We start from the raw sequence: 21,461 nt of genomic DNA, 5'->3' as shown, positions 1-21,461 counted from the left end.
CTACCGGAACTTGGCCAGGCAGGCGCTCTCACCGTCCAGGACGCCGGTGCGGAAGGCTTCGAGCCGCTGGTAGCCGCTCGGCACTACCTTTCCGTTCACGTCGGCGGCCGCCGCACCGTCGGCGAGCAGGCCGGAGACCGCTTCGTCCAGATCGCCCGCGGACAGGTGCGGGTCGCTGCCCGGCTCGCTCAACTTGGTGGTCACCACGCCGCTGAGGCACGCGGTGCGCAGGCCCGCCGTCTCCGCGCCGGTCAGCGACAGCTTGCGATCCTGTTGCAGCGCGAGCACATAGCGCGAGACGAAGACGACGAACGCGTTGTAGTCGCCGTCCACGACCGCCGACAGCGGGTCGCCGTCGGTCATCGTTCCGCCGCGGCGGGCCAGAGCGGGCACGTCCGTGCCGATCCGGTTCGCGCTCGGGCAGTACGACACCGGCCGGGTGACGGCGCCGTCCGAGCAACCGCGGCCGACCCCGGAGTAGTCGAACTGCGGCGTCCGCGTGACCGGGAAGATCTTGGTCAGCGCCTGGCTCAGGCTGGTCAGCGCGGCGGCGTCCACCGGAAGTTGCGCCTGCTCCTCACCGGGCTCGAAGGTGGTGGGGAGATTGCCGCGGCGCTGGGCGATCTCCTTCCTGGTGATCTTCTTGCACCCGTCGGCGCCGTCGGTGTAACCGATTTGCACCGCCGTCACTCGCTCGAAGGCCGAGCCGTGCACGTTGTCCGGATCGTTCGGGTCCCGGTCGCGCACCGCCGCCGTGGCGCCGAGCACGGCGTTGAGGCCGTCGGTGGTGTTGAGCGTGAAGTGCGCCGAATTCCCTTCGGCCACATGGCGCAGGAATACACCGCCGAGGCAGTCCGCCTGCTGTTCCTGCACGAGCGGCGGGGTCAGCAGGCCCGCGAGTCTGGCCTGCCCTTGGATGGCGTGCCCGTACTCATGGGCGAGCACCATCACCACCGCCATCTCGCCGTACTTCTGCACCAGTTTCGGCAGCAGGACACCCCGGTCCCAGCCGATGGTGTGGTCACCGCCGCAGTAGGCCGCGTTCACCACCTGGTAGGTGTCGGACTTGCAGAACTTGACCGACTGCGTTCTGGGCGCCTTGGCGTCCCAGGAGATGAACCTGGTCACCGGCTTGAACGTGCCGGGGAAGTGCGCGGGGTACTCCTTGGTCCAGAAGTCCTGCACGTCGGCGATGGTATTGAGGGCGAGCTTGTCGATGGCGCCGCCATCGCCGTTCTCCGCCGTGATCGGCGCGTCCGGCACACCCTTGCGGGGACCGTTCGGGCCCGAAGCCGTCATCGACCCGGCCAGTTCCCAGGTGTCGGCGGGCGGCGAGACCTGCCGTGCGGCACGGTCGTTCGTGCCCTGCGCGCATCCGGCCGACACCAGCGCCACCACCGCGAGCACGGCCACACCGAATCGCCTGTACTTCCTCATCGAACTCGCCTCCCCGAGTACCGCGTCTCGGGCTCGCCGAGCGCTCACATCGTAATCGCCGCGAGCGCGCTGCGCGCATCACAGCGCCACGATCGTCTCCGGATCGGCAAGGCGCGCAGCACTTTCACGCCTGGTCAGGTGCGCAGCAGGGAATCGGGTGCGGTCGATGACGGGAGCGGCCTCAGCGCGACAATCGAAGATCACCGGAAGCCGGCCGGGGCGCATCACGACTTGCCGGCGGCGAAGTTCGATGTGGCGGCCGTCGCGCGTGGTCTGTGCGCGCCCGACAGTGTGGGGTCACTGAAGGTGGATGTGCGAGAGCAGCGCTCGATGATCGGAGCCGGGGACCGAGAGGGTGCGCACCTCTTCGGCGGTGGCGTCGGCGAGCAGGATGTGGTCGATGCCGATCACCGGTCCCCACGCGCGGTCGGCGGGGAAGGTGGGCAGCAGGCCTGCGCCCGCCTGGTCGGCCGCAGAGCCGAAGCTTCCGCGTAGCAGGTCGCGGAAGGCGGTGTGGTCACGGGTCGCGTTGAAATCCGCGCCCACGATGGCCGGGCCCCGTTGCGCGTCGAGGATTTCCCTGGTCTTGCGCATCTCCGTCTGCCACGCGGGAAAATCGAACGGCGGCGGGACCGGATGGAACGCGAAGACGGTGATCGGTCCCCGTTCGGGGTGATCCATCGTCGCGGAGATGTTGTTGAGGATGTATCCGTCGTATTTCTTGGTGTCGCGCAGCGGATATCGGCTGTAGATGCCGGTGCCGCCACCGCCGTCGCGGGTGGGCTCGGTGTAGTGGTAGGGCAGTTCACCGACCAGGCCCGCGCCCGCCAACCGCTCCAGCGCGGCGTCGGTCAGTTCGTCCACGGTCAGCACGTCGACCCGGTCGTCCCGCACCGCGCGCACAACGGCGGCCGGGTCGGCGCCGCCGAACAGCAGATTCGACTGCATGACGGTCAGCTTCGGACCGCCGGCTGCCCGGCCCTGCGGCACGAACGCGGGCACCAGCGTCCACAGCGTCGCCGCCGCCAGCACCCCGGCGACAGCGGCGCTGCGCCATCCGCGCGCGATCAGCAAGAGCACCAGGCCGACGATCGCGCCGATCATGAAGTACGACGCCCCCGACGCGAGCAACACCAGCACTCGCCGCTGCCACGCCCCGAAGTGCAGCGCTATCCCGATGGCGCCTGCGGCTACTGCGCACCACCCCACACCGAACAATGCCCGGTCCATCCATCTACGCATGCGGTCGAGCCTAGGCAATGCCGGTGAAGCTGTTGATCTGGTGCAGCTCGAGACCGGCACATAGGAAACCCGGCCACTTCGATGCCTTGCGATGTCCCTCGCCCGGGCGACGCACCTCGCGACTTCGCTGTCGGAGAATCAGCCCAGGTGGGCCGACAGCAGCCAGGCCGGAACCGACTTGCGGCCGCCGGGCTCGTCGCGTATCCCTTCGAACCGGACAGGCGCGCCCTCGGGCAACTCCGCGGGCAAGTTGGCGTGAATTCGCGCCGGCCTGATCTCATCGATCGTCCAATACTTCGACACCACCTCCCGAAGCTCATCGGCGGTGACCGGCGATGGCCCCGGCTGGGGCACTTCGGGCAGGCCCGCCCGGTCGAACACGAGCGCGAAGTAGGACGCACCCGGCGCGGCGGCGCGTGCGATCGCCTGCTGGTAACCATCCCGCGACTCGACCGGGATCGAATGGAACAGCGTGCTGTCGACGATGGTGCCGAAGCGGCCGTCGTAGCCGGTGAAAGAAGTGATGTCGGCGACCTCGAACGAAGCGCTCGTCAGGCCGCGCCGGGTTGCCTCGGCACGTGCCAGCTCGACCGCGGTCGGCGACAGATCCAATCCCACGATGGAGTAACCCCGCTCGGCCAGATACAGCGAGATCGCCGCCTCCCCGCAGCCGACGTCGAGCACGTCACCGTGGAATCTCCCTTCGTCGATCAGGGCGGCGAGTTCGGGTTGGGGTTCGCCGATACTCCACGGTGCTTTGACACCCGGACCGAACGGGCCGCCGGTGCCCCTATAGATGGCATCGAAATCGAAATCCTCTGGCGTCGTCATAGCAAACGAATATCAGTGCACCTGTCCGATGTCGGGGACCCTCGCCCACGACGCGCTCGATCCGCTCGACGGGCGGGATGACACCGGGGCTGGGCGAGATCTCCCGCACCGCTCGACACGCCACTGATCGAAGCCGGACCGTGGGCTGGGCGGCGGATCGTCGTCCATGACGAAGTCGGCCGGTCTACCCTTGGCCCAGAACTGATGGCGAGGTCACCGTCACTACCGCGAACGGGCTCGGCGACGAAGACCGGCTCGCCTTGCGCCGGTTCGTCGATCGCTTCCAGATCTTGACCGGCGCCGCGAACACCCCACCGCAGGACGACCTGGCGTGCGGGAGTCCGTGACCAGGCCCGCGCAGTGGAGATCACCGCGCGGGCCTGGTGGTGATCCCACACCGAGCAGCGCCTCGTCCGGCCGGTGGCCGACTTGGGCGCCGCATGGAGACCGCGCGCAGGAACGTGGATCGGCCGATTCGCTCCCTGCCGAGATATAGCGGCACATTCGGCCGGGCGAACGAGCCGATGGCCACGGAACCGGCGCGCGACGCACACCGGTTCGGCGGACCGCAACGTCAGTGGGCGTGCCGACTCATGGCCTCGGTCAGCGCGGCGGTGTCCGTGGTGAGCGATCCGCCGGTGAATTCGAGTGTGGCATGCGACCTTTCGGCCGCCGCCGGATGACCGGCGCCGCACGCGTCGGTGACGATGATCGGCAGATAACCCAGGTCCAGGCTGTGCCGAACCGTCGGCTCGATGCCCACCTCCATGGCGATGCCCGCCACGGCGTAGGTGTCGATGCCGCAGTCGCGCAGCGCGAAGTCCAGCGGGGTGGCCGCGAACGCCGACATGGTGATCTTGTCGAACACCACCTCGTCCGGACCCGGCGTCAACTCGGGCACCAAGTGGAATTGCGGCGAACCCTGCGGGAAGCTCGAACGCACGTCCGCCGGGTCGTCCACCCGCTGCCAGGACATCGCGGTGCGCAGCTGGGCGACGCCCGACGCCGCCACCGGCAAGGACATGTGCCGGGTGTAGAACACCCGGAAACCCCCCGCCCGGGCGGCGTCGCGCAGCCGCACGCACGCGCGCACGATCTCCTCGCCGCCGGGAATCTGCCGCACGATGCCGACCTGCATGTCGTAGATGAGCAGCGCCATCCGCGCGGGATCGCAGGCCTCCTGCACGGTCTGCGGGATGCTCAGGCCGAAGGCGTGGCGCATGCTCACGCGGTCCGGTCGTAGGGCTCGGCGACGTCGACGGCGGGATCCATCAGCGCCTCCAGCGGCAACGGCGCCTGCACCGGGACGAACGTCCATTCCAGGTATCCGGCCTTGGTGAGCGGGAAGTCCGCGACGTACTTCCGCGCCTCCTCGACGCTGTCGACCTCGAATACGATCACCACGCCGGGCTCGTCGGCGCGGGCGTAGTTCTCGCGGACGATGCCCGCCTTCCACAGCCGCCACACGTTGGCGACCTCCTCGGGCAGGTACGGGTTGATCGTCTCCAGGGTGACGCCTGGCTTGAAGCGGTCGAAAACGATGACCTTCACGATGTTTCGCTCCATGATTGCGGTGGTCGATACCAACGGCATTCATGGAATCGCGATGATTACAGTGTTACAAGAACGCACTTTTCAGTGAGTACCCGGAGGACAGGTGCCCGACAAGCGCTACAACTGCGCCGTGGAGGTGACCGTCGACCTGATCGGCGGCAAGTGGAAGCCGGTGATCCTGGCCCACTTGAAGGAGGGTGTGCACCGTTACGGCGAGTTGCGCAGGCGGATGCCGACCACCAGCGAGAAGATGCTGGTCCAGCAGTTGCGCGAACTGGAGTCCGACGGCTTGGTCCGGCGCACCACCTTCGACACGGTGCCTCCGCAGGTCGAATACACCCTCACCGACGAGGGCCGCACACTCGTCCCGGTCCTCACCGCGCTCTACGACTGGGGCGAACAGCGCGCCGCCCGCGCGGGTCTGACCGTCGGTCCTTGAGCCCGGCCGCGGGCTCGATTTCGTCAGGCCGAAAGGGACGTGCGCACGGACAGGAACCTCACGCGCCGAAGACTCGTTCGACGACCGCTTTTGCGCGCCGGGTGACGCGCATGTAGTGGTCGAGGAATTCGCTGCCGTCGTCGTTGGGCCACCCCGCGACGCGGGCGACGGCGGAAAGCAGCCGCCCCGGACCCGGTAGCTGATCGCTGGGTTTGCCGCGTACCAGGACCAAGGCGTTGCGGGCATTGGTGGCGGTCAGCCACGCGTCGCGCAGCAGCGCGACGTCCTGCGCGTCCAGCAGCTCGGTTCGCTCGATCACGTCCAGCGCCTCGAGTGTGGAGGTGTTGTGCAAGCCGGGCACCTCGTGGGCGTGCCGCAACTGCACCAGCTGAACCGTCCACTCGATGTCGGCCAGGCCCCCACGCCCCAGTTTGGTGTGCGTGGCCGGATCGGCGCCGCGGGGCAACCGCTCGGCGTCCACTCTGGCCTTGATCCGCCGGATCTCGCGCACCGCCTCGGCGGACACACCGCCCTCCGGGTACCGCACCTTGTCGATGACGTGCAGGAAACGCACCCCGAGTTCCTGGTCACCGGCCACTTGGTGCGCGCGCAGCAACGCCTGCACCTCCCAGGGTTGCGCCCACTGCTGGTAGTACGCCTCGTAGGCGGCCAACGTGCGCACCAGCGCGCCGTTGCGCCCCTCCGGGCGCAACCCGGCGTCCACGTGCAGCGGCGGGTCGGTGCTCGGCGCGCCGAGCAGCTGCTGCACCCGGTCGGCCACCCCGATCGCCCACTTCACCGCCTTGGTCTCGTCCTCGCCCGGCCGCGGGTCGCAGACGAACAGCACGTCCGCGTCCGAGCCGTACCCGAGCTCCATGCCACCGAGTCGGCCCATGCCGATCACCGCGATGTCGGCAGGCGCGTGCGCACCCCGCTCCGCTTCGCCCGCCCGGATCACCGCACGCAACGACGCCTCGAGCACCACCACCCACACCGACGACAACGCCCGGCACACCTGCGGCACTTCGAGCATGCCCAGCAGATCGGCCGACGCCACCCGCGCGAGTTCGTGCCTGCGCAGCGAACGGGCCGCGGCCACGGCGCGTTTCGGATCCTCGTAGCGCGCGGCGGCGGTGAGGATGCCGCGGGCCACCTCGTCGGGCTGCGGTCCGAGCAGCAGCGGGCCGCTCGGGCCGTCGGCGTACATCCGGATCGTCTCCGGCGCGTTGATCAGCAGATCGGGCAGGTACTCGGAGGAGCCGAGCACGATCATCAGCCGCTGGGCGATCGCCCCCTCGTCGCGTAGTTCGCGCAGGAACCAGATCTGGTCGGCGAGCCCCTCCGACACGCGGCGATAGGCCAGCAGGCCCGCGTCGGGATTCGGTGTCTCACCGAGCCATTCGAGCAGCGTCGGCAGCAGCAGGGCTTGGATGCGCCCTTTGCGGGACACGCCGCCGGTGAGGGCCTTCAGGTGGCCGAGGGCGTGTTCCGGCGCCGCGTAGCCGAGAGCGGCCAGCTGCCGGATGGCGGCTTCGGGGCTCAGGCGCAGCGCGTCGGGTTCCAGCCGCACCACCGAATCCAGCAGCGGCCGGTAGAACAGCTTGGCGTGCAAGCGCCGCACGCGCACCGCGTTCCGGCGGATCTCGCTGCCCAGCACACCCACCGCGTCCTGCCTGCCGTCGGGCCGGATGTGCGCCGCGCGGGCCAGCCAGCGCATGCCCTCCTCGTCGTCGTCGGCGGGCAGGGTGTGGGTGCGACGCAACCGCTGTAACTGGAGCCGGTGTTCCAGCAACCGCAGGAACTCGTAGGAAGCCGTGAGATTGGCCGCGTCGTCGCGACCGACGTAGCCGCCCGCGGCCAGCGCGGTCAGCGCCTCCACGGTGCCCTGCACGTGCAGCGTCTCGTCCACCCGCCCGTGCACCAATTGCAGGAGCTGCACGGCGAATTCGACGTCCCGGAGGCTGCCGCGCCCCAACTTGAGTTCGCGTTCGCGCAGGTCGGCGGGCACCAGATCCTCCACGCGGCGGCGCATCGCCTGCACGTCGGCGACGAAATCGGGACGCTCCGACGCCGACCACACCATCGGCATGAGCGCGGCTCGGTACTGCTCGCCGAGCGCGATGTCACCGGTCGCCGGACGATTCTTCAGCAGCGCCTGGAACTCCCAGGTGCGTGCCCAGCGCTTGTAGTAGGCGATGTGCGAATCCAGCGTCCGCACCAGCGCACCGGCCTTGCCCTCCGGCCGCAGCGCCGCATCTACCTCGAAGAACGCCTGGCTCGCCACGCTCATCATCTCCGCGGCCAGACGCGTGGCGGTGGCGTCGGCGGGCTCGGCGACGAACACCACGTCGACGTCGCTGACATAGTTCAATTCGCGCGCGCCGCACTTGCCCATCGCGATCACGCCCAGCCGCACCGGCACCGGCTCGTCCTTGCAGACCCGCGCCACCGCCACCGCCAGCGCAGCGGTCAACGCGGCGTCGGCCAGGTCGGTGAGCTGCCTGCCGACCACCTGGTAGGGCAGCACGGGCTCGTTCTCCACCGTGGCCGCCAGATCCAGCGCGGCCAGCAGCATCAAGTGATCGCGGTACCGCTTGCGCAGCGACGCCGCCACTTCGGGACCCGAGATCGCGGCGCGGAACAGCATCGGGGTCGCGTTCGGCCCCTCCTCCGGTGCCGCGTCGACCACGGCGAGCAGATCGGCGATCAGCTCGTCGCGTCCAGGTAACTCCTTGCGGCGCAAGCCTTCCCACGACTCCGGCGCCGCGACGAGATGATCGCCGAACGCGCTGGAGGAGCCGAGCAGCGCGAACAGCCTGCCCCGCAGCGACGTATCCGTACGGATGGCCGAATCGACCGCGTCCCAACCGTCCCCGATGCTCTCGCGCAATCGCATGAGCGTGCTCAACGCGAGGTCGGCGTCCGGCGCGCGGGACAGCGACCACAGCACGGGAATGCTCTCGACGTTGTCCCAGCCCAATTCGCGCAGCGACGCGGCGGCGGACGGCTCGAGCAATCCGAGCCGACCGACACCGGGGACAGCGGAGCGCGCAGAGGGGGGCCGGACCATGGTTCTCAAATTACCTGGCCGCGATCGGGGGCACGCCGCCCCCGGGCATCGCTCGGATTACAACCCCAGGTATTCCTTGAGCTCGAACGGCGTGACCTGGCTGCGGTAGTCCGCCCACTCCCGGCGCTTGTTGCGCAAGAAGAAGTCGAACACGTGCTCGCCCAGGGTCTCGGCGACCAACTCGGAGCGCTCCATCGCTTGCAGCGCCTCGTCCAGCGTGCCGGGCAGCTCGCGGAAGCCCATCGCGCGCCGCTCGGCGACGGTCAGCGACCACACGTCGTCCTCGGCCTCCGGCGGCAGCGTGTAGCCCTTCTCGATGCCACGCAGACCGGCCGCGAGCAGCACGGCGAAGGCCAGGTAGGGGTTGCACGCGGAATCGGGGCTGCGGATCTCGACGCGCCGCGAAGAGGACTTGTTCGGTGTGTACATCGGCACACGGACCAGGGCGGAGCGGTTGGACCGGCCCCACGAGGCCGCCGTGGGCGCCTCGCCGCCGTGGATGAGGCGCTTGTAGGAGTTGACCCACTGGTTGGTGACCGCGCTGATCTCCGGGGCATGCTCGAGGATGCCCGCGATGAACGCGCGCGCCGTCTCCGACAGGTTGATCGGGTCGTCGGGGTCGTGGAAGGCGTTGGTCTCGCCCTCGAACAGGCTCATGTGCGTGTGCATCGCCGAGCCCGGGTACTGGGCGAACGGCTTGGGCATGAAGGTCGCGCGCACGCCCTCGTCGATGGCCACTTCCTTGATCAGGTAGCGGAAGGTCATCACGTTGTCTGCCATGGACAACGCGTCGGCGTAGCGCAGGTCGATCTCCTGCTGGCCCGGAGCGCCCTCGTGGTGGCTGAACTCCACGGAGATGCCCATGGACTCCAGCGCGTCGATGGCGTGGCGGCGGAAGTTCGGCGCCGAATCGTGCACGGCCTGGTCGAAGAAGCCGCCGGTGTCGGCGGGGACCGGGACGCCGTCACGCGTGCCGTTCTCCAGCAGGAAGAACTCGATCTCGGGGTGCACGTAGCAGCTGAAGCCGACGTCGCCCGCCTTGTTCAGCTGACGGCGCAGCACGTGGCGCGGGTCGGCCCAGGACGGCGAGCCGTCCGGCATGGTGATGTCGCAGAACATGCGCGCGGAGTGCTGATGGCCCTTGCTCGTGGCCCACGGCAGCACCTGGAAGGTCGACGGATCCGGCCGGGCGACCATGTCGGCCTCCGAGACACGGGCGAAGCCCTCGATGGCCGAGCCGTCGAAACCGATACCCTCTTCGAACGCGCCCTCCAGCTCGGCGGGCGCGATCGCGACGGACTTCAGGTAACCCAAGACGTCGGTGAACCAGAGACGTACGAAGCGGATGTCCCGCTCTTCGAGCGTCCGCAGCACGAATTCCTTCTGGCGATCCATGTCCGCGAGCGTAAGCATCCGGCGTTAAATCTGTGTTACATACACGCTTAAGATTGCTGACCTGGTTTTTTCGGAAGACTCCGCACAGTCGGATCGTCCGGTTTGTGAGATTCTTCTGGACCGGGCAGCATCGCGTGACCGATCAGCAACCGCGCGCGCCCGGCTCAGCAGGTGAGGCCGGAGGCGGGCTCGGTCAGGTCGACCAGATAGGCGATCACCGCGTCGTCGACGCAGGGGACGCCGCCCGCCAGCGCCACCGTGTGCCGGTTGCCCTGATAGGTGATCAGCGCGGCGCCCAACTGGTCGGCCAGGTCGACTCCGGCCTGGTACGGCGTCGCCGGATCCTCGGTGGTCGACACCACCACCGTCTTCGGCAGACCGGTCACCGAGATGCGATGCGGTTCACTCGTGTTCGGCACCGGCCAGGCGGTGCACAGCTCCAGCGGCGCCGCGCCGGTGCCGCGCCCGTCGTCCAGGAACGGGGCCGCTTTCCGGTATTCGGCGTCCTGGCGTCCGGCGACCCCGCGATCGGTGATGCGCGGATCGTCCACGCAGCGGATCGCGTTGAACGCGTCGCTGGTGTTGGCGTAAGTGCCGTCGTCGCGACGTCCGTCGTACAGGTCGGCCAGGGCCAGCAGCGTATCGCCGCGCCCGTCGCGCAGCTCGGACAGCCCGAGCGTGAGCACCTTCCACAATTCGTCGGTGTAGAGCGCCTGGCGCACGCCGGTGAGCGCGTCGCCGTAGGTCAGACCCCGCGGATCGGTGGTCGGCGCCGGCTTGTCCCACAGCGGGTTCACCAACGCGCGGAACCGCGGCACCGCCTGCGCCGGGTCGGCGCCCAGCGGGCAGTCGGGCTGCCGCGCGCAGTCGGCGGCGTAGGCGTCGAACACCTTCTGGAAGCCCGCCGCCTGGCGCAGCGACTCCTGCACCGGATCCTGCGAGGAGTCGATGGCGCCGTCCAGCACCATGGCGCGCACGTGGTCGGGGAACCGTTCCGCGTACGCCGAACCGATCTTGGTGCCGTAGGAGTAGCCGACGTAGGTCAGCTTCGGGTCGCCGAGCGCGGCGCGCATGATGTCGAGGTCCTGCACGACCTCGCGGGTGCCGACGTGGGCGAGGAACTCCTTCCCGGTCCGATCGGCGCAGCGGCCCGCGTACCGGCGGTTGTCGGCCTCGGCGTCGGCGATGCCCGCCGGGGTGTAGTCGTCCTCCGGCTCGGCGCGCTCGGAGTCTTGCTCCTGGGGTGTCTGGCAGACGATCGAGGGGGTGGAAGAACCGACACCGCGCGGGTCGAAGCCGATCCGGTCGAAGCGCTCGGCCAATTCCGTCTTGTTGCCGAGCGACGACAGGCCGAGACCGGACTCTCCCGGCCCGCCCGGATTCATCACCAGCGAACCGACCCGCCGCCCGGTCGCCCGCGTCCGGGAGATCGCGATCTGGGCGGTCGGCCCGTCGGGCGCCGCGTAGTCCACCGGCACGGTGATCCGGGCGCACTCGGTGCTCGGCGACAGCCGGTCGTCCGGCCCGCCGAATCCGGTGCAGTCACCCCACTGCACCGCCTGGCCGTAGAACTTCTCCAGCCCGGTGGGCGGCGTGGGTGCAGGCTGCCCCGTTTCGGTGCGGGTGACGGCGCACCCCGCAACCAGCACAGCCAGCGACGCCAGCACCGCCACCGGGAGTGCACCGCGCCCATTCCGCACCATCGACATGCTGTCGATACTGCCATCGGGCGAACGCGGTGGCCGCCCCGGGCAAACCCCGTGCCGCGCTGTGACCAATCGCACCGGTCATCGGCCTTAATCCGCCTCGGTGGCGGGTGGCACACTGAAATCGTCAGACACTCCCGGGGACCCGGACGGGCCCCGAGGCGACACAGACGAAAGAGACGATGATGTCCGTATCCGACTCGGAAACCCCTGCCTACGGTGCGGCCCCCGCCGAGCCCAAGAAGATGCGCAAGACCCGGGTGCACCACCTGCAGCAGATGAAAGCCGACGGGGAACGCTGGGCGATGCTGACCGCCTACGACTATTCCTCGGCGCGGCTGTTCGAAGAAGCGGGCATTCCCGTGCTGCTGGTCGGCGATTCCGCGGCCAACGTGGTGTACGGCTACGACACCACCGTGCCGATCACTGTCGACGAGCTCATCCCGCTGGTGCGCGGGGTGGTGCGCGGCGCGCCGCACGCGCTGGTCGTGGCCGACCTGCCGTTCGGCACCTACGAGTCCTCCCCGCAGCAGGGGCTGGCGACGGCGACCCGGTTCATGAAGGAGGGCGGGGCGCACGCGGTGAAGCTGGAAGGCGGCGAGCGGGTCGCCGAGCAGATCGCGCTGATCACCGCGGCGGGCATCCCGGTCATGGCGCACATCGGCTTCACCCCGCAGAGCGTGAACACCCTCGGCGGATTCCGCGTGCAGGGTCGTGGCGACGGCGCCGAGCAACTGATCGCCGACGCCATCGCCGTTCAGGAGGCGGGCGCGTTCTCCGTGGTGATGGAGATGGTCCCGGCCGAACTGGCGGGGCAGGTCACCCGCAAGCTGACCATTCCGACCGTCGGCATCGGCGCGGGCGCCGACACCGACGCGCAGGTGCTGGTCTGGCAGGACATGGCAGGCTACACCAGCGGCAAGACCGCGAAGTTCGTCAAGCGCTTCGGCAACGTCGGCGACGAATTGCGTGCCGCAGCCGCTGCCTACGCCGACGAAGTGCGCCGGGGCACCTTCCCCGCGGCGGAGCACAGTTTCTGAAATCGCCACCTCCCTTTGATATACTGACGTATATCCGTATATCAAGGGAGGTGCGGAGCATGACGCGGACCATAGTCGATCTCGACGACGGCGCACTGGCACTCGCTCAGCAGCAGCTGGGCACACGCACCAAACGTGACACGATCAATCGGGCTCTGGCCATCGCGGCGGGCCTGACCGCGGACGATCGCGCCCGCAGTTTGGCCTGGCTGCAGGCTAATGCCGAGGACGTTTTGGACTTCGACGTTCTGGCAGGCGAGGAGCATCCCCAGCGGTGACCTACCTCGCCGATACCTCGGCCGTGTGGCGACTGCTCCGCGGCCAGGTCGATGATCCATGGCCCCGCCAGGTGGCGCAAGGACTCGTCGCGATCTGTCCGCCGGTCGAAGCCGAGCTCATGGTTTCCGTTCGATCGGGCAAGGACTTCGAACCGTTTTTCGCTGTTCTCGGACGCACGTTCGGCTGGTACCCCGCGCTCGACGATCCCTGGCGCCACGTGTTGGCGGTGCAGCGTGATCTGGTCCGCATCGGCCATCATCGCGGGCCGTCGCCGATGGACATCGTCATCGCGCTCACCGCGCTCGAGCACCGCCTGACACTCATTCACGCGGACGCGGACTTCGACTCGATCGCGAAGGTACGACCGGAACTTCCGATGATCCGCGTCGACCGATAGAACTCGGGAAGTGCGGCAGGTAGAGCGACGCCACTCGATCACCCTGCGTCGGTGGCGAACCGAGTCCGGCCGACGCCCTGTCTCCGGGCAGTGATTCTCCGTCCATCGAGCGGCTCGGGCGTCGCATGAACACCGAAACTGCTCGACGAGCTGCGCGCGCACTTCGGCTGAACTCTTCCCACCGAAAACGGCCGGTTCGGGCCGGTCGGCGGAATCAATGGCAGACTCGATGCCGACAATACCGACACGACCAGAGGTACCCATGCCGTACAGCCGTTGGATTTCACGCAGCACCCTGCTGGTGGCGGGCGCTCTCACCGCCGCCGCGTTGACCGCTTGCGGCAGCGACTCGGGCCCGGCGCCCACCGGCAGCTCGAGTTCCACCACGGTGTCGGCCACCGCCGCTCCTGGCACGACCTCCGGCCGCGTCACGCCGACGAGCCCGGAGATCTCCGACGCGGCCGCGACCCAGCTGTGCGACATGATCCGGCCGGAGCTGTCCAACTGGCGGATCCAGGGCGGGACCCTGGGCAAGATCGGGCTGAACGCCCTGGTGCACGAGTGGGCGCTGCGCAACGGCGGCATCAACGGCGCGGTGCTGGCCGACAAGCCGATCGTCGACCGCGCCACCGTCAAGAGCTGCCCGGATGTCCGTCAGCAGGCCGTGGAGGCGCTCGGCATCCCGGATCTGGCCTCTGGCTTGGCGTTCTGAGCCGGGCGGCCGGATGCGCACCCTCTATCCCGAGATCGAGCCGCACGACTCCGGCATGCTCGCGGTCGGCGACGGCCAGTCGGTCTACTGGGAAGTCAGCGGCGATCCGGCCGGTAAGCCGGTCGTCTTCCTGCACGGTGGGCCCGGCGGCGGCACCGCGCCGTTCCATCGGCGCTTCTTCGATCCGGCCGCCTACCGGATCGTGCTGTTCGACCAGCGTGGTTGCGGCCGCTCCACTCCGCACCTGGCCGACGGCGCGAGTCTGGAACACAACACCACCGGCCACCTGATCTCCGACATCGAGAGGCTGCGCGAACATCTCGGCATCGATCGCTGGCAGGTGTTCGGCGGTTCCTGGGGCTCCACGCTCGCGCTGGCCTACGCGCAGCGACACCCCGATCGGGTGACCGAACTGGTGTTGCGCGGCATCTTCCTGTTGCGCCGCAAGGAAATCGACTGGTACTACAACGGCGCGGCGGGTTACGTCTATCCGGACGAGTGGGAGAAGTTCCTCGCGCCGGTGCCCGAAGACGAACGCGATCAAGACCTGGTCGAGGCCTACCACCGCCTGCTGCACTCGGCCGACGAAGACATCGCCCGCACGGCCGCGATCGCCTGGTCCAGCTGGGAGGGCGCGACGAGTTCGCTGCTGCCGCATCCGGATCGGGTGGCCGAGACGTCCGAGCCGCGATTCGCGCTGGCGTTCGCGAGGATCGAGAATCACTACTTCCGGCACGGCGGGTTCCTCGAAGAGGGCCAGCTGCTGCGTGACATCGACGCCATCGCGCACATCCCGGCCGTGCTCGTGCAGGGCCGCCACGACATCGTCTGTCCCGCGGTCAGCGCGTGGGAGTTGCACCGAGCCTGGCCCGGGTCGGTCCTGCACATCGTCGACGACGCGGGGCACGCGGCGAACGAGCCCGGCATCACACATCACCTGGTCGAGGCCACCGACCGATTCGCGAAAGCGCGGACCAGCACGGTGATCACGGCGGGGGCCGCTCTGGTGGACGCGTTGCGCGAGGACATCGACCGGCTCGCGGCCGCCGAACCCGAGGTCCGCGCGGACGCGGAGGACTCGGTCCATCAGATGCGGGTGGCCACCCGCAGGCTGCGCAGCGTGTTGCGGTCCTACGGCAAACTGCTCGCCAAGAAGCCCGCCGCCGCGATGGGCGCGGAACTCAAGTGGCTGGCCGGGTTGCTCGGTGAAGCGCGGGACGCGGAGGTGCGCGCCGATCGGTTCGCCACGCTGCTGGCCGATCATGCCGAGCGAGCCGACCCGGCGGAGCTCGACGCGGTCACCGCGCGGCTGGTCGACGCCGAGCGGGAGCGCTATCGCGCGGCGCACGACGAGGTGCTGACCGCGTTGGACGGCGCCCGCTACCGCGAGCTGCGCGACGAGCTGTCCCGATGGCGCACCGACCCGCCGCTGCGCCACTCACGCGCCGACGCGGCGGCGCCGGACGTGTTCCGGGAGGTGCTGCGGCGCGACCTCGACCGGGTGGAATCCCTGATCCGCGCCGAGCCCACCGTCGATCCGCTCGAACGGGTGGAACTGCTGCACGACATCCGCAAGAGCGCCAAGCGGCTGCGGTACTCGTGCGAGGCGGCGCAGCAGGTCCTCGGCGACGACGCCGCCGATCGCGGCGTCCGGGCGAAGAAGCTGCAGACCGTGCTCGGCGACCATCGGGACGCGGTGGAGTCGCACGACGCGATCCTGCACCGGGCCGCCGAGGCCGCGGCGGCGGGCGAGCGTGCCGGCCTGTACGAGGCCCTCGCGGCCACGGAGGACGCCGCGGCGGGCCGTGAACTGAGCCGCTATCCGGCCACCGCCGCGGCGCTGTTCGGAGCGGCCGTCATCACGGGGTGATCCGGTGTCCCGGCGCTGAGCCGGTCGAGACGAGCCGATCACCGCGTTCGCCGACCAGCAGCGCCGCGGGCGGTGCCGTGACCGGTAGCGGTCGTCCGCGGCCGGGATACGACGCGGCCGCGCGTCCGGAGTCGGCAATTCGGGCCGCCTCGTGTCCGGTCGGCAACGCGGCCACCCGCCCGCGGTCGATCAACCCAGCTCGCTGGCCCGCGGTCGATCAACCCAGCTCGCTGGCCCGCGGTCGATCAACCCAGCTCGCTGGCCCACGGTCGGTCAACCCAGCTCGCTGGCCTACAGTCGACAACACGGCTCGCTGGCCCACAGTCGACAACACGGCCGCAACCCACGGTCGGCCGCAGTGCAGACCTCTGCTCATCGGCACGCTCGCGAGACGAGGTCGTGTACGGCGCGGCCGCCGCTGCCGTTCACGCAGGGTAGGTGAAGGACACCTTCCGTTCCCTCGGGTCGGCCGACAGCAGCCGCACCCGCACGGTCTCGCCTTCCGGCGGTTTCCCCTCACACGGGCCCAGCACCGGCGGGTCGGCGACGAAGACCACGGCGGGCCGGTTGCCGTTGGCCTCGCGCACCACGACGGCGTCGAACGTCGCTCCGGTACGTGGCGCGAGCAGGGTCGATTCGGTCAGGTCGATGCAGGCGCGTTCGATCTTGCCCGCGACGCTGTCGCTGCGCCGCATGGTCTCGGCGGCGCTCACCAGCCCCTCCCGCACCCAGCGCGGCACCTCGGCCCCCGCGCACCGGGCCAGGCAGATCTCGGTCGCGAACCGGTCCGACAACCGCCGCAGCGGAGCGGTGACGTGCGCGTACGGCGCGCCGATCGCGCTGTGCCGCAGAGCTTCCGGCGCGTGCGGCGCTCCTGCCGCGCCGTCGACGACGGTGTAGGAGGCGCCGCGCAGCAAGCTCGTCGCCTCGGACATCAGGACCAGTGCCGCGGGAGTGCCGGTGTCCAGCCGGGCCAGCATCCGGCCGACAGCTTCGCCGTCGGGCCAGGCCACGCCCAGCGCCTGCGCGGTCCGGCGCATCGACTCGATCGCGGATTCCGACGGTGGCGGCATGGTGCGCAGCAGCGCGACCCGGTCCAGTGCGGGCGCGTGCCCGTCCAGCATGATCCGCGCCGCGCACATGCCGGTCAGCAGCGAGACCTGCTCGTTCCAGTCGTCGGCGGCGGTGCGCGGTTCCACCACCAGGCGCCAGTGCCCGTCGGCGTGCTCGTCCTGGACCACGCTTTGCGCGGGCAACCGCAGCCCGATCGCGCCGCGCGCCAGCCCCGCCTCGATGCGCCGCGTGCCGAATTCCGGCAGGGCCGCGATCGAGGGATGCAGCCGACCCGACTCCGCGTCGGCCTGCACACGGGAGTAGTCGAGCCGGGCACGGGAGCGCACCAGGGCGCGGACAACCGAGTACCGCACCGGTTCGGCCTGCTCGTCGAGTTCGATAGTCCACAGCGCGGCCGGGCGCGTCCGGTCCGGAAGCAGGCTGGCGGACCCTTCCGACAACGCAGGTGGGTGCAGCGGCACGGTGCCGTCGGGAAGATAGAAGGTCTGGCCCCTGGCGCCGGACTCTTTGGCGAGCGCGCCGTCGGGGAAGATCACGGCGCCCACGTCGGCGATGGCGTAATGCACGAGGAAGCCGCCGGGGCCGCGTTCGATATGCAGGGCCTGGTCCAGATCCATGGCCCCGGGTGGGTCGATCGTCACGAACGGGATGTCCGTGCGATCGACCCGGTTGCCCGCGAACGCGTCGACCGCGTCGCGGGCCTCGGCACTGGCCTCGGCGGGGTACGCCGAGGCCAAGCCGAACTCGGACCGGATGGCGCCGAAATCGACCGGCGCCGACACGATCCGCTGGTGGAGTTCCACGCTGGGGCGCCGGGTCCTACTGCAGCGCCAGCATGGAGCCGTTCAACTGGTCGAACGGCCCGTAGACGGTGAACGTGACCCGGCCGTTCGGCACCGAGGACGACACCTGAGCCGCCGCGTCCAGCGCCTCGCCAAAGGAGGCGGCGGACGGATGCGGCAGCCCGGCGATAGCCAGACCGACATGATTCTGGTGCACCCATACCGTGTCGGCGGGACTCAGGTCGACCTGAACCCCGCCCGGCAGCGGGGTGACCGCGACCGCGCCGGCCGACCCCGCACCCAGCACCGCGAAAACCGAAGCGGCGCCTGCGACCAATGCGCCGGCGACCATGGAGCGAACTACTCGCATATGTGTTGAGACCTGCTTTCCCGCGATCGAAGTATGAATGGCCCGGTGCTGCCCCGCACCGGCCCTTACCAACGGCGACTACTTTATGACGTCGATCACGATCAGGGCCAGTTCCGCACGAATCGGACAGCGGAAATTCTCGCCCCGCGACACGACCCGGGCGGCGCTGCTAACGTGGCCCGCCGTGACGGGCGTGGGTTCGCCCGCACGTTTGGATATGTCCCGCACGTCGACAATTTGGGAGCTCCACAGCTATGTCATCGATTTTGTTCGACTACCTCTTGCCGCTGCTGGGCCCGGAGCAGGCCGCGTACTGGGCGCAGGTTTTCGTGATCAACCCGATCTGACCGCGCGATTCTTTTTCCCACTGCTCGTCGCCTCCCGTTAACCTGACGGGAGGCGGCGGTGGTTATAGACGGCTAGCATGCCGCTCCGTGACAAGAACTACCGCCGCCATCGCGGCCAGCGCCACCCTCTTCGCCCTGCTCCTCACCGGGTGCGGGGACGACAAGACCAGCAATGCCACCTCGTCCGCCACCACCACGGCGGCACAGGCCGCCGCCCAGGTCGACAGCGTGAAGGCGGGCGCGTTCCTCGTCAGCTTCCGCGGCGCGTTCCCCAAGCTGGCCGAGGGCAAGGACGACGCGAAGATCGCGAGCATCCTGACCGAAACCTGCGGGGACATCAAAGCGGGCAAATCCGAGGACGACGTCGTCAAGAACATCACCAAGCGCGCGGGCGGCGCCACCCAGCCCAGCGCCGAGGAAGCCAAGGCGATCTACCAAATGGCCAAACTGATGTGCTGACCCCCGCGCTATCCCGGCGTGCTTCGCACACCCGCCGAGCTCGCGGAACGCGACCTCGCGCGGAGTAGAGCCGGAGTGCGGAGCACGCGCCGGCGGGCGGACGAGTTGGTCTGTAAGCCGGATCCTGTCCCCGGCCTGAGCCGGGAGGCGGCCATCCATCTGGGCACTCCGTTGCCGGGTACCTCGAGCGGTCCACCCGCAGGCTCGGGCGAGCAGCCCTCGAGCGCCTGCGCAGCCGCACCGTAACCGGTGCGGCCTTCGACCTTGCTCCGGGCGGGGTTTACCGAGCCGCCCCGGTCACCCGGGGCGCTGGTGCGCTCTTACCGCACCGTTTCACCCTCACCGCACGACCGCTAGGCCGTGGGCGGTCTCTTTTCTGTGGCACTTTCCCGCGGGTCACCCCGGGTTGCCGTTAACAACCGCCCTGCTCTGTGGAGTCCGGACTTTCCTCGGCGCCGGGCGGCGGCACAGCCGTGCCCGTTCCCAGCGCCGCGGCCGCCCGACCAACTCGTCCGCCAGAACAGGATACTGGGTACGGTTGATGGCCATGGAACGTGTCGAGGTCGGCTTCCCATCCGGAAGCGAACAGTGCGCGGCGTGGCTATATCGCCCGGACGGCGCACCCAAACCCCGCCCGCTAGTGGTGATGGGACACGGCCTGGGGGCCAATCGGGAAATGGGACTGGATCGGTACGCGCGGCGTTTCGCCGCCGCGGGAATGGCGGTCCTGGTATTCGACTATCGGCATTTCGGCGCAAGTCAAGGCACGCCGCGCCAGTTGCTGAACATCGCGCGCCAGCGCGCGGACTGGCATGCCGCCATCGCGTTCGCGCGCACGCTGCGCGGCATCGACGCGACCCGGATCGCATTGTGGGGCACGTCGTTCGGCGGCGGCCACGTGCTTTCGGTCGCGCCGGACGATGCCTACATCGCGGCCGTGGTCGCGCAGGTGCCGTTCACCAGCGGCCTGTCCTCGGCGTTGGCCAAGGGGCCGATCAGCCTGGTCAAGGTCACCACCATCGCGGCCACCGACCTGCTGCTCGGAACGCTCCGGCGCAAGCCGGTCGGCATTCGGCTGGCCGGACGCCGCGGCGCCGCGGCGCTGATGAGCGCGCCCGACGTACCGGACGGCTTCCGCAGGCTGACCGACGAGAGCGAGACCTATGAGCCGAAAGTGGCCGCGCGAGTAGCGTTCTCGGCACTCTTCGACGCACCCGCGCGGCGCGCGAAGGCACTGAAGATGCCGGTGCTGTACGCGCTGTGCGATGACGATTCCGTCGCGCCGGTGAAATCGGCGCTGCGCGCCGCCGAACGCACCAAGCACGCGGTGGTGAAACGTTATCCCGCCAAGCATTTCGACATCTATTTCGACGAGGTCTTCGAGAAGACCGTGTACGACCAAACCGAATTCTTGGTGTCGGTGCTGCGACCATAGGGCGTTCGCGGCCCGGCCCGGCGGCCGGGCCGCACATCGGTGCCGCGCTCGGTAGATTGCGAAAGGAGCACGCGTCGATCGAAACGAGGCACCGATGATCGATCCCTTGATCCTGGAACAACGGCGCGGCCGATTGCTGCACCGGGTACGCGAGTTGCGGCGCGACCTCGCGGCGCTGGCCGACGACTACGGCGCGTTGCCGGATTCCGGGCTGCTGATCGACACCGACGGGATCGGCGCGCTCACCACCCCCGGCTACTGCGTCGCCGGGGCACGCGAAGTCTTCGAAGAAGCGCTGATCGAACTCGCGGCGGCCGCCGACGCGCTCGACCGCGCCGCGGCGTACACGGCCCGGCTGAAACCCGTTGTGCTGGACGGCTGAACCTGTCGGTGCCCAGAGCTACTGTCCGTGCCATGCAGCCCTCCACCGCCGCGGTCGCCGAGATCGTGCGTCGGATCGCGCCCCTCGACGAGCTCGAGCGACGGCACATCGACACGACGCTGGCGTGGCTCGCGTCGACCGACGACATCTTCCGGCGGGCCAGACCGGCGACCCCGCCGCGGCACCTGGTCTGCTATGTCGTGCTGGTCGATCCGGCGGCACGGGCGGTGCTGCTGGGCAAGCATCGCCTTGCCGGGTTGTGGTTGCCGACCGGAGGGCACGTCGATCCGGGCGAGCATCCGCTCGATACCGCGCGGCGAGAAGCGGCCGAGGAGATCGGCGTCGAGGCCCGATTCGACGTCATCGGGCCCGACCCGCTGTTCCTCACCGTCACCACCACGGTCGGCTCGGCCTCCGGTCACGAGGACGTCAGCCTCTGGTATGTCATCCGCGGTGACCGCGCCGACGGCCACGCCCTGGATCCGCGCGAGTTCGACGGTGAACGATGGTGGGAACTGGACGGATTCGCCCTCCACGACACCGACCCGCACTTCGGACGTTTCCGCACCAAGCTCGACATCGCTCTGCGACCCGCCGCCGACTGAGGTCCCTTCGAGTCGACGGCGGCGGCCGATGGTGT

Annotated in this window: 21 protein-coding genes, 1 other RNA gene and 1 pseudogene; 11 read left to right on the top strand and 12 right to left on the bottom strand. The window is 69.5% G+C overall.

The window, feature by feature from the left end; all coding sequences use genetic code 11:
- The 5 genes from ABZW96_RS09085 to ABZW96_RS09065 all read right to left on the bottom strand — a co-directional run bounded on the left by ABZW96_RS09085 (position 1) and on the right by ABZW96_RS09065 (position 5,061).
- Entirely contained in the window at positions 1–1,437 is a 1,437-nt protein-coding gene (locus ABZW96_RS09085) for a metallopeptidase (protein ID WP_355072820.1), read from the bottom strand.
- A 297-nt stretch (positions 1,438–1,734) separates the two neighbouring features.
- Positions 1,735–2,679: an endonuclease/exonuclease/phosphatase family protein gene (locus tag ABZW96_RS09080; RefSeq protein ID WP_355072818.1), complete on the bottom strand. Its 945-nt coding sequence runs from the start codon at positions 2,677–2,679 to the stop codon at positions 1,735–1,737.
- A gap of 138 nt (positions 2,680–2,817) precedes the next feature.
- Positions 2,818–3,510, bottom strand: a complete 693-nt coding sequence (locus ABZW96_RS09075; protein ID WP_355072816.1) for a class I SAM-dependent methyltransferase — start codon at positions 3,508–3,510, stop codon at positions 2,818–2,820.
- A 574-nt stretch (positions 3,511–4,084) separates the two neighbouring features.
- Positions 4,085–4,732, bottom strand: coding sequence for a cysteine hydrolase (locus ABZW96_RS09070; RefSeq protein WP_355072994.1), 648 nt, complete (start codon positions 4,730–4,732; stop codon positions 4,085–4,087).
- Between the two features lie 2 nt (positions 4,733–4,734).
- Positions 4,735–5,061, bottom strand: coding sequence for a hypothetical protein (locus ABZW96_RS09065; protein ID WP_040865768.1), 327 nt, complete (start codon positions 5,059–5,061; stop codon positions 4,735–4,737).
- Positions 5,062–5,167: 106 nt separating this feature from the next.
- On the opposite strand from ABZW96_RS09065, the gene ABZW96_RS09060 reads away from it, so the two are divergent.
- Positions 5,168–5,503 (top strand): helix-turn-helix domain-containing protein, encoded by a 336-nt coding sequence (locus tag ABZW96_RS09060; protein WP_355072814.1) that lies wholly within the window; start codon positions 5,168–5,170, stop codon positions 5,501–5,503.
- A gap of 58 nt (positions 5,504–5,561) precedes the next feature.
- On the opposite strand, the gene ABZW96_RS09055 is transcribed toward ABZW96_RS09060, so the two are convergent.
- The 3 genes from ABZW96_RS09055 to ABZW96_RS09045 all read right to left on the bottom strand — a co-directional run bounded on the left by ABZW96_RS09055 (position 5,562) and on the right by ABZW96_RS09045 (position 11,671).
- On the bottom strand, positions 5,562–8,573 hold the full coding sequence (locus tag ABZW96_RS09055; protein WP_355072812.1) for a bifunctional [glutamine synthetase] adenylyltransferase/[glutamine synthetase]-adenylyl-L-tyrosine phosphorylase: 3,012 nt from the start codon (positions 8,571–8,573) through the stop codon (positions 5,562–5,564).
- Between the two features lie 57 nt (positions 8,574–8,630).
- Positions 8,631–9,968, bottom strand: a complete 1,338-nt coding sequence (gene glnA / locus ABZW96_RS09050) for a type I glutamate--ammonia ligase (RefSeq protein WP_355072810.1) — start codon at positions 9,966–9,968, stop codon at positions 8,631–8,633.
- A 164-nt stretch (positions 9,969–10,132) separates the two neighbouring features.
- Positions 10,133–11,671 carry an alpha/beta hydrolase gene (locus tag ABZW96_RS09045; protein ID WP_355072992.1) on the bottom strand — a complete coding sequence of 513 codons (1,539 nt, stop codon included), beginning with the start codon at positions 11,669–11,671 and terminating at the stop codon, positions 10,133–10,135.
- Between the two features lie 248 nt (positions 11,672–11,919).
- Here ABZW96_RS09045 and panB point away from each other — a divergent pair, with 248 nt between their 5' ends.
- The 6 genes and pseudogenes from panB to ABZW96_RS09015 all read left to right on the top strand — a co-directional run bounded on the left by panB (position 11,920) and on the right by ABZW96_RS09015 (position 15,972).
- Positions 11,920–12,714 (top strand): 3-methyl-2-oxobutanoate hydroxymethyltransferase, encoded by a 795-nt coding sequence (panB, locus tag ABZW96_RS09040; protein ID WP_355072990.1) that lies wholly within the window; start codon positions 11,920–11,922, stop codon positions 12,712–12,714.
- A gap of 59 nt (positions 12,715–12,773) precedes the next feature.
- Positions 12,774–12,992: a DUF2191 domain-containing protein gene (locus ABZW96_RS09035; RefSeq protein ID WP_355072809.1), complete on the top strand. Its 219-nt coding sequence runs from the start codon at positions 12,774–12,776 to the stop codon at positions 12,990–12,992.
- A complete protein-coding gene (locus ABZW96_RS09030; RefSeq protein WP_355072807.1) occupies positions 12,989–13,390 on the top strand; it encodes a PIN domain nuclease in 402 nt (133 codons plus the stop codon). The genes ABZW96_RS09035 and ABZW96_RS09030 overlap by 4 nt, the downstream gene beginning before the upstream one ends.
- 262 nt (positions 13,391–13,652) lie before the next feature.
- The gene (locus tag ABZW96_RS09025; RefSeq protein ID WP_355072805.1) at positions 13,653–14,102 is read left to right on the top strand and encodes a hypothetical protein; all 450 of its coding nucleotides are present in this window, start codon (positions 13,653–13,655) and stop codon (positions 14,100–14,102) included.
- Between the two features lie 13 nt (positions 14,103–14,115).
- Positions 14,116–15,063: pseudogene (gene pip, locus ABZW96_RS09020) on the top strand (prolyl aminopeptidase); the annotation flags it as partial.
- A gap of 21 nt (positions 15,064–15,084) precedes the next feature.
- Positions 15,085–15,972 carry a CHAD domain-containing protein gene (locus ABZW96_RS09015; protein WP_355072988.1) on the top strand — a complete coding sequence of 296 codons (888 nt, stop codon included), beginning with the start codon at positions 15,085–15,087 and terminating at the stop codon, positions 15,970–15,972.
- Here the strand turns inward: ABZW96_RS09015 and ABZW96_RS09010 are convergent.
- From ABZW96_RS09010 to ABZW96_RS09000, 3 genes are all read right to left on the bottom strand, one after another.
- Positions 15,962–16,165 carry a hypothetical protein gene (locus ABZW96_RS09010; protein ID WP_355072803.1) on the bottom strand — a complete coding sequence of 68 codons (204 nt, stop codon included), beginning with the start codon at positions 16,163–16,165 and terminating at the stop codon, positions 15,962–15,964. The genes ABZW96_RS09015 and ABZW96_RS09010 overlap by 11 nt on opposite strands.
- 232 nt (positions 16,166–16,397) lie before the next feature.
- Positions 16,398–17,849: an RNB domain-containing ribonuclease gene (locus tag ABZW96_RS09005; protein WP_355072802.1), complete on the bottom strand. Its 1,452-nt coding sequence runs from the start codon at positions 17,847–17,849 to the stop codon at positions 16,398–16,400.
- 16 nt (positions 17,850–17,865) lie between these two features.
- The gene (locus ABZW96_RS09000) at positions 17,866–18,180 is read right to left on the bottom strand and encodes a hypothetical protein (RefSeq protein WP_228827325.1); all 315 of its coding nucleotides are present in this window, start codon (positions 18,178–18,180) and stop codon (positions 17,866–17,868) included.
- Between the two features lie 452 nt (positions 18,181–18,632).
- Here ABZW96_RS09000 and ABZW96_RS08995 point away from each other — a divergent pair, with 452 nt between their 5' ends.
- The gene (locus ABZW96_RS08995; protein WP_355072800.1) at positions 18,633–19,004 is read left to right on the top strand and encodes a hypothetical protein; all 372 of its coding nucleotides are present in this window, start codon (positions 18,633–18,635) and stop codon (positions 19,002–19,004) included.
- 97 nt (positions 19,005–19,101) lie between these two features.
- Here ABZW96_RS08995 and rnpB read toward each other — a convergent pair.
- Positions 19,102–19,515: RNase P RNA component class A (rnpB, locus tag ABZW96_RS08990), an RNA gene on the bottom strand.
- A 36-nt stretch (positions 19,516–19,551) separates the two neighbouring features.
- Here rnpB and ABZW96_RS08985 point away from each other — a divergent pair.
- The 3 genes from ABZW96_RS08985 to ABZW96_RS08975 all read left to right on the top strand — a co-directional run bounded on the left by ABZW96_RS08985 (position 19,552) and on the right by ABZW96_RS08975 (position 21,426).
- Positions 19,552–20,439, top strand: coding sequence for an alpha/beta fold hydrolase (locus tag ABZW96_RS08985; RefSeq protein ID WP_355072799.1), 888 nt, complete (start codon positions 19,552–19,554; stop codon positions 20,437–20,439).
- A 94-nt stretch (positions 20,440–20,533) separates the two neighbouring features.
- Complete coding sequence (locus tag ABZW96_RS08980; RefSeq protein WP_355072797.1) at positions 20,534–20,821, top strand: hypothetical protein; 288 nt, start codon at positions 20,534–20,536, stop codon at positions 20,819–20,821.
- A gap of 32 nt (positions 20,822–20,853) precedes the next feature.
- Positions 20,854–21,426: an NUDIX domain-containing protein gene (locus ABZW96_RS08975; protein ID WP_355072795.1), complete on the top strand. Its 573-nt coding sequence runs from the start codon at positions 20,854–20,856 to the stop codon at positions 21,424–21,426.
- Positions 21,427–21,461 lie beyond the last annotated feature (35 nt).

The organism is Nocardia sp. NPDC004168 (assembly GCF_040610355.1).
GTDB lineage: Bacteria > Actinomycetota > Actinomycetes > Mycobacteriales > Mycobacteriaceae > Nocardia > Nocardia sichangensis.
The sequence above is the reverse complement of the archived record's forward strand: the minus strand, read 5'-3'. Positions and strand labels throughout refer to the sequence as shown.